The sequence below is a fragment of the Gammaproteobacteria bacterium genome, assembly GCA_013003425.1.
In the GTDB taxonomy this organism is placed as follows: domain Bacteria; phylum Pseudomonadota; class Gammaproteobacteria; order Steroidobacterales; family JABDKV01; genus JABDJB01.
The window spans coordinates 1-8,550 of sequence record JABDJB010000048.1 but is presented as its reverse complement, the minus strand read 5'-3'; the positions used below and the strand labels follow the sequence as shown (position 1 = coordinate 8,550).

General features: G+C 62.0%; 4 protein-coding genes. 2 read left to right on the top strand and 2 right to left on the bottom strand.

From position 1 onward, the window contains the following. Both HKN06_07450 and HKN06_07445 read right to left on the bottom strand, forming a co-directional pair. Positions 1–3,173, bottom strand: a 3,173-nt coding sequence (locus HKN06_07450) for a hypothetical protein (GenBank protein ID NNF61149.1), incomplete at its 3' end; no start/stop codon positions are given. Further along, complete coding sequence (locus HKN06_07445; protein NNF61148.1) at positions 3,170–4,897, bottom strand: outer membrane protein assembly factor; 1,728 nt, start codon at positions 4,895–4,897, stop codon at positions 3,170–3,172. The genes HKN06_07450 and HKN06_07445, both read right to left, overlap by 4 nt. 215 nt (positions 4,898–5,112) lie before the next feature. On the opposite strand from HKN06_07445, the gene glmU reads away from it, so the two are divergent. Beyond that, positions 5,113–6,483, top strand: a complete 1,371-nt coding sequence (glmU, locus tag HKN06_07440) for a bifunctional UDP-N-acetylglucosamine diphosphorylase/glucosamine-1-phosphate N-acetyltransferase GlmU (GenBank protein ID NNF61147.1) — start codon at positions 5,113–5,115, stop codon at positions 6,481–6,483. Between the two features lie 72 nt (positions 6,484–6,555). Further along, complete coding sequence (glmS, locus tag HKN06_07435; GenBank protein ID NNF61146.1) at positions 6,556–8,388, top strand: glutamine--fructose-6-phosphate transaminase (isomerizing); 1,833 nt, start codon at positions 6,556–6,558, stop codon at positions 8,386–8,388. Positions 8,389–8,550: the final 162 nt, after the last annotated feature.

Here is an 8,550-nt window from a genome sequence, read left to right as displayed (position 1 = left end):
GCCTGGAAGCGGCCCGACTCGAGCGTAATCAGGCCGCGTCCCTGTGGCGGCCTGCCGGGGATCAGGCGCAAGGCCAGCTCGCCATCAAGACCGGTGCGTAACCCGAAACCGCTGAAGCTCACTTCCTCGCCGAGTTCCACATTCAGCTCAGCCGCCAGTTGCAGCATTGATTCGCGCGGCGTTTCCGTCTGACCGTCACCTGCCACAACGACGTCCGGTGAAATGCGTACTGCCTGTTCCGGTAGTTCCTTGAATTCGATGATTGCGCGATCAGCCACGACGTCGCCCTTGATCATCAGTTCTCTAATGTTGCCGCCAAGCTGCAGGTCCGGTGACACCACGACATCGATACCGGGCAACCGCACCGCGGTAAAACGCTCCCCGGTAATAGCCCCGCTCAGCGGCCAGCCTGCCGCGGCATCGAGCTGCAAGGTACCGTCGAGCGTAATGCGCCCGCCGCTGGAATTAGCGGCACCAGTCAGCCCCACCTTGCCGGAACCGGCCGGGCGCAGCTCCAGCTGTACGTCATCCAGACTGATGCCGGCGGCAGGAATTGTGGCGCCGGCATTTTCCAGTCGCACGAAGCCGGTAAAGTTGGGTCGCCGGGCGTCGCCATCGATACGTCCGTCAGCACGCAGCGAGCCGGTGACGTTATTGATGCGCGTGCTCAGCAACCCCAGCAGCGACGCGTCGGGTAGCGAGGCGTCGAGGTGTGCCGAGACCTGCGGGCCGGTGCCGCGCCACTGCATCAGTTCGCCGTCGAATAGCAGTGCAGCGTCATCCGGTCCGCTCAGGCTCAGCTTTGCTGCCAATTGCTCCAGGCTGGCAGTGCCGCTGAGGGTGATGTCTTCGACCGTGGTCGTGACCGGTTCCTCGTCTTCCGCGTAGCGATAGCTGAAGTCAACCGCTGCTGCACCTGCCGAGAATTCCAGCAGCGGGTTTTTCGTAGTGCCGCGCAGCGTGGCGCTGGCATTGATAGCGCCGTCAGCCGTGGTGCCGGGTGGCAGGAAGCGCCGCAGCGTATCGACAGGAACTTCGCGCACGTTCGCCGATGCCGCCAGTACGCCACCGTCGATGCCCCCATCGATACAGACAGCCGCCGTATCCTGTCGCCAGCAAAGTTCGCGCACCTGTGCGCCGGCTACCGCTGCAGTTACCGTTGCTGCTGATTGCTGTTGCCACAAGCCGTACTGCTGCAGGTCAAAACGGCTGTCAGCCAACTGGCCGCGCCATTGTTCATCCTGCCAGCCGCCGGCCAGGCTTGCGTTGACGCGGCCCAACGGTGTCGCCAATTCCAGCGCAATCTCGTGCTGGTCGAGTGCGCCGCGCACGGTGGCGCGCACGCTGTCGATGCGCTGCTCGCCCAGCGCAACCTCGCCAGCTTCAAGCAGCAGCGTCGCCTGGCGGCCGCGTGGCGCCAGTTGACCATCAGCGCGCAGCGTCCCGATCGCATAACCCGGTACGCGCAACCCGTCAGCTACCAGGTCAACTTCGATTACCGGCGCGGCAAGGGTGCCGGCAAGCCGCCCTTCGCCGGTGAGCGATCCATCGAACTGCGGACCGAAGGCACCCAGATCGGTAATGTTGGCGTTATATTCCACGGCCAGCCGGCGCCCGAAACTACCGTCTATGCGAAGGCGGTTATTGCCGCTGCGCACATTGACGCGGGAGAGCGATAGCGCGGTGCCGTCGTGCCGGAGTGTTCCACCCAGCTGCAGCGGCTGGTCGCGCAGCCGCCCATCGATAGCGATGTTTTCCGCCACAAAGCGGGTGCCAGTGGTGGAATAGCTGCCACCAAAACGGACACTGCCACTGAGTTGCCCTGGCCAGTCATCGAACAGGAACGCGGGATTGACGTCACGCAGTGACAGATCGGTTTGCCAGCGTATCGGCTCGCCGAGGTTGACCTGGCCGACGCTGTTGATGCTGCCCGCACCGGCACGCAGCTGCAGCTGGTGAATCTCGATGACGTTGCCAGCCAGTTGCACCTGCCCGGACAGCGCGAGCTGCTTGTCGCGCAGCGTGCCTCTGATGTCGATGTCGCGTGCCTGGTAACGCAGGCCGGCTTCGTCCAGGTTGCCACTGAACCTGAGCCCGCCAGCCAGGTTCCCGGGCCATTGTTCGGCAAACAAGGCCGGGTTGATATCGTTTGCGCTGACATCAAAACGCCAGAAAACAGCAGGCGCCCAACGCAGCTCGCCGCTGCCGCTTAGCCTGCCGCGTGGTGGTGTTACCGACAGGTCAGCGACCTGCAGCGACTGCAGGTTGCCGTTGCCGCTGCCACTGATTTGCAGTGCCGGCAGGCCGGGCGATGCAAGAGCGGTATTCAGGCTTATGCGGTAGTTGTCGAGTGGCCCTTTGATGGACAAACTCGCATCGCTGAATTGCAGTTTTCGCTCACCGGCGACGTGGTCGAGCTGATCGGCAGTGTTTACCAGGTCGAGGTGCACCGAGTTGTCGCGGTAATCGACCGTGCCGCGTGTGCTGACGGCATAACGGCCGGCCAGTTCATGCTGCACGGCCAGGCTGGCGGTATCGCCGGTTACCTGGCCACTGCCGTGCAGGCCGCTATCCGCCAGCGAGCGCCAGTCGGCGTTCAGGTCGATGACCGGTCGCTCGCGCAGGCGCACCGTGCCGGCGAGTTGTATTTCGAAGTCGCGTACCGTCAACGCCAGGCTTTCGATGGTGATCATGTCGCCACGCCACTGCGCTCGCGCAGCGACGTTATCAATCTGTTCGTCACGGTCGCCGTGGATCACTATCCGGCCGATGCGAACATCGTCAACGGTCAGGTCGATCGGCAGCGAGGGTGGCGCGCCGGTTTTCTTTTTGCCGGTGGTCGGGCGTGGCGTATAGCTGAGTGCTTCAGCCGTCAGTTCACGCACGTGCAGCTCACCCGCCAGCAGCCGGTCGGGATCGACCTGCAGGCTTATCCCCTGTGCGGCAAGCTCGGCCGATTCGTCGGCATAGTGCACGCTGCCGACATCGAGCCGGCCAAACAGCGTTCCGGAAACATCGTCAAAACGCATCGCCCCGCTGGCGTTGGCGGCGCGCTTGAGGGCCCAGCGGGCACCGGACTCGGTGTGGACCGCCCACCCGGCGGCAATCGCAATGACAACAGCAAGCAGCAGCAGAGCCGCACCGAACCACAGCAGTAAACGCCCCGGCCTCACAGGTCCGGCCCGAAAGAAACGTGCAGGCGCACCGAGCGGTCGGCGCCGTTGAACGGTTTGGCGAGGTCGACGCGAACCGGACCGACCGGCGAATGCCAGCGGGCACCAATACCGACTCCGGTTTGCGGTTGCAGTTCGAGATCTTCGAAGGCATTGCCGCTGTCTACGAACAGTGCCAGCGACCATCGCGGCAGGATGGTGAATTCGTACTCGACACTGGCGACCACCTTGCCGGAGCCGCCAATGACCTGACCGGATGCATCCCGCGGACCCAGCGATTCAAAATCGTAGCCTCGTATCGAGGCGTCGCCGCCGGCAAAATAGCGCAGCGACGGCGGCAGTTCGGAGAATTCGCCCGTCACGCTGATTCCGCTCTCGGCCCTTAGCAACAGGCGTGACCTGGGCGACAGCTTGCGGATCAGTTTGCCGCGCGCTTCCAGACGCAGAAAATTTGTGTCCGAGCCAAGCATGTCGCCGCTGGCGCGGGCCTCGAGAAAAACCCGCAGACCCCGCTGCGGTCGCAACCGGTTCTCCGCTTTGGTGCGTGACCACGATATTCCCGGTATCACCAGCGTGCTCGTTCTTTGCTGCTCCCCGATGACGAAGTCTTCGATGAGCAAATCGACAAAGCGGTTCTCGCGCCAGTTATTACGACGCTGGCGGATGCGGTGCACACCCAGCTGATAGGCGTCGCTTTCGCTGGTGTCGGTGCTTTCGTGCTTAAAGCCGGCATCGAAGCTGAGCCAGTCAGTCTTCGGGTCGCCTCGCGGGCGGCGGTAGTTGGCCGATAATTCTGAAACGACCCGCGACATCACCAGGTTGCTGCTCCACTGCTGGCCACTTGGACTTACGCGGCGATCGGTGTAGCCGGCGCGCACCCGTGGCCCGGTATCGGTCGAGAAACCCAGCCCGGCGGTGTACAGGCGCCGCTTGCCCGGCGTCAGCGTTACCGCAACCGGTATTTCGCCGTTGCTGCGCGTGTCCAGCAAGGGTTCGACCTGGATGCGACCGAAGTAACCGCTGCCGGACAGCACGGCGTAGAAATCGGCCAGCTGGCCCGAGTGGTACGGGTCGCCACGCCGGTACGGCATAAACCCCTGCACCAGCTTCGGTGTCAGTACCTCCTGGCGAAAAATCGTCTCACCAAAAGCGTAGCGCTCGCCGCTTTGCATCTCGATGAGGACGTCAGCGACAGATTCCTGCGGGTAGACATTGACTTCGCTGCGCAACACTCGTGCGTCGGCATAGCCACGCCGCGATGCCGTATCAAGCAGGGCACGCTTCAGCGCTTCGTAATGATCATGACGCAGCGGCTGCTGTTGCTGCAGTTTTGCGTTGGCCAGAATCTGAGTGAACTCGGCGTCGTCAGCCGCGGCGCCGATCAGCGAGATATCCAGCTTGCGCACCGTAACCGGCGCGCCCGGCACTACCGTGTAAACCGCTTCCCAGCAGCCGTCGCCAGCGGCCAGGCTCGATTCGATACTGGCCTGGTAGTGCCCCAGCGCCTGCATGGCTTCTTTGATCTCGCCATTGCCCTGACGCAGCAGGCGGCGCACCCGCCACATCGGCGCGTCACAAGGTTCGTCATCCAGCGCCAGGTGCGCCTGGGCGTTGGCCAGCAGATCCCCGGCGATACCGTCAATGCGTACAGCGGCCATTACCATTGCCGGGCACAGCAGCAGGATGAACAGCATAAGCCGCTGCGGAATTGGGGTTTTCGTCATTGGACCGTGGCGCACTGACATTGCTTCAGCGTAGACGATTAGTTTACCGGCATGCACGGGCCACGGGCAGCAATATCTGCAACTGTCCGCGACAGGCTGTCGTGGGAGCGACTTCAGTCGCGACTCCCTGCGAAGAGCTGCCGTGGGAGCGACTTCAGTCGCGACTCCTTGCGACAGCCCCTTTTTGCCACAATTCCGCGCTAGAATCCGCACCCATGTCGCTAAGTATCGTCATTCTCGCTGCGGGGCAGGGCACCCGTATGAATTCCGCCCGGCCCAAGGTGCTGCAGCCGCTCGCCGGTCGGCCGCTGCTGGCCCACGTCATCGATACGGCAGTGACCGTGTCGGCCGAAGCGCCGCTGGTAGTGTACGGCCACGGCGGCGAAGCGGTGCGTGAAGCATTTGCCGATGCGCCGGTTGACTGGGTGGAGCAGGCCGAGCAGCTCGGTACCGGCCACGCCGTCGCCCAGGCACTGCCGCGCATTGCCGATCACGATGTCGTACTGGTGCTGTACGGCGACGTCCCGCTGATTACTGCCGACACACTGCAGGAACTGGTCGATGCTGCCGGCGATGATGGGCTTGGCGTGCTTACAGCCGTGTTGCCGGACCCGGATGGTTATGGTCGCATCGTGCGTGACGACGCGGGCAACGTGCAGCGCATCGTCGAACAAAAGGATGCAACAGAACAGCAGCTGCTGATCGCCGAGGTGAACACCGGCTTCGTTGCCTGCAGCGCGGCGCTGTTGCGTGCTTGGGTGGCTAAACTGTCGTCGGACAACGCGCAGGGCGAGTACTACCTGACCGATGTCATCGCCATGGCGGTTGCCGACGGTGTCACGGTAAATACCGTTGAAGCCTGGTCGGCGGAAGAAGTGCTTGGTATCAATGATCGCCGCCAGCTTGCCGAGGTCGAATCCGCACTGCGCTGGCGCAACGCAGAGGCTTTGATGGATGCCGGTGTAACGCTGGCCGATCCGACACGCGTGGATGTGCGCGGTACGCTGACCTGCGGCCGCGACGTTATCATTGACGTAAACGTCGTGTTCGAGGGCGAGGTGAAGCTGGATGACAACGTGAGCATCGGGCCAAACTGTTTTATCCGTGACAGCCAGATCGAGCAGGACTGCCAGGTGTTGCCAAATACGTTAATCGACAACGCTCACATCGGACCGCGGTCGGCTATCGGCCCGTTCGCCCGGGTGCGGCCGGAGACTTTTGTCGGTAGTGAAGTGAAGATAGGCAACTTTGTCGAGGTGAAAAAAAGTGCCATTGGCAAAGGCAGCAAGGTCAGTCATCTGAGCTACATCGGCGACACTACAATCGGCAAGAGCGTAAACATCGGCGCCGGCACAATCACGTGTAACTACGATGGTGCCAACAAGCATCGAACGAAAATCGAGGATGATGTGTTTGTCGGGTCGGGGACCGAGCTGGTCGCCCCGGTGCACATAGGCGAGGGCGGAACAATTGGCGCCGGTTCGACGATCAGCAAGGACACAAAGCCTAATACGCTTACAGTTGCACGCGCCCGGCAAAAAAGCATTGAAGGCTGGCAGAAGCCGGTGAAAAAGCCCAAAAAATGAGAACCAGTCCACAGGCGGGCATCGCGACCTGGATCAGACTACCCAGACGTTCAAAGGACTCCTGAGGCCACAATGTGCGGAATTGTCGGCGCCATTGCAGACCGTGACATCGTCCCGATCCTGATCGAGGGCCTGCGTCGCCTCGAATACCGTGGTTACGATTCGGCCGGCGTCGCCGTGCGCGACGATAGTGGCCAGATCGGGTTGTGCCGTGCGGTCGGCAAAGTTGCCGAACTCGATGAAAAGCTGGCCGCGACGCCCCTGCAGGGACATCTGGGTGTCGCGCACACGCGCTGGGCCACTCATGGTGGTGTCACCGAGGCCAATGCGCACCCGCATTTGTCGGGTGGGCGTGTCGCAGTAATACACAACGGCATCATCGAAAACTTTCAGCCCATCAAGGAAGAGATGCAGGCGAAGGGCTACGAGTTTCAGTCCGACACAGACACCGAAGTCGTCGCCCATCTGGTCCATTATTACCTGACTCAGGGTAACGACCTGGTCGAAGCCGTGCGTAAGGCGGTTGATCGCTTCGAAGGCGCCTATGCGCTGCTGGTGTTCGATGCCGAAGACCCCGATCGCCTTATTGTCAGCCGCGTGGCCAGCCCGCTGGTTATCGGTGTCGGCGACGGCGAAAACTACGTCGCCAGCGGCGTGCCGGCGTTGCTGCCAGTGACGCAGCGTTTTATTTTTCTCGAGCAGGGCGACCTTGCCGAGATTCGCCGCGACAAGGTTAATGTTTTCGACGAGCATGGCGAGCCGGTCTGGCGCCAGGCACACGAAGAGAAGTGGAGCGCCGATGCCGCCGAGAAAGGCCAGTACCCGCACTTCATGCTGAAAGAGATTTTTGAGCAACCGGCGGCGCTGGCCGACACACTTTATGGACGTGTGGCCAACCATCGCGTGTTGCCCAACGCGCTGGGTCCACAAGCCAATGAGTTGCTGGCCAAGGTCGAGAACATACACATTATTGCGTGTGGCACGAGCTATCACGCCGGCTGTGTCGGCAAGTACTGGATCGAGGCGCTGGCTGATCTGCCGGTGCAGGTCGAGATCGCCAGCGAGTACCGCTATCGCCAGGTCACCGTGCCGCCGAACACACTGTTTGTAACCCTGTCGCAGTCGGGCGAAACGGCAGATACGCTGGAAGCACTGCGCATGGCCAAACAGGCCGGCTATCTCGGTTCGCTCACTATCTGCAACAGCGCACACAGCTCAATGGTGCGCGAGTCCGACCTGGTGATGATGACGCAGGCCGGGCCGGAGATCGGCGTCGCCAGCACCAAGGCGTTTACCACCCAGCTATTGTCGATGCTGATCGTGACCATGATGCTCGCGCGGCACCGCGGCATGAGCGAAGAGCGCCAGCGTGAACTGGTGTCGCATCTTTATCATGCTGCCGCGGCCAGTGAGCAGGCGCTGGAGATGAACGACACGCTCAAGCAGCTGGCTAAGGACTTCGCCGAGAAAAACCACACGCTGTTCCTGGGCCGCGGCCCGATGTGGCCAATCGCGATGGAAGGCGCGCTGAAGCTTAAAGAGATTTCTTACATCCACGCCGAGGCTTATGCAGCCGGCGAACTCAAGCACGGCCCGCTGGCGCTGATCGACGACGAGATGCCGGTTGTCGTCGTCGCGCCAAACAACGAATTGCTGGACAAGCTCAAGTCCAACATGCAGGTGGTGCGGGCACGTGGCGGCCAGCTGTATGTGTTTGCCGACCGCGAAACCGGGATCAAAGACGAAGATGGCATCAAGGTAATCCCGATGCCGCATTGCGACCGGCTGATTGCCCCGATTGTCTACACCGTCGCGCTACAGCTGCTGGCCTACCATGTCGCCGTGCTGCGCGGCACCGACGTCGACCAGCCGCGCAACCTCGCCAAGTCCGTCACCGTCGAATAATAACTAAGGTTCCGGACACCCCAGATGGTAATTGGGGTAATTGGGGTCAGACCGAGATTCTTTGCAACAATTGACTCTAAAAGGCTGATTTTTCAGCTGGCGGTAGCCCCCCCAAGATCTTTTAATGGGCCAAGCTTCATTGCATCCGATCATTGCCGCGCC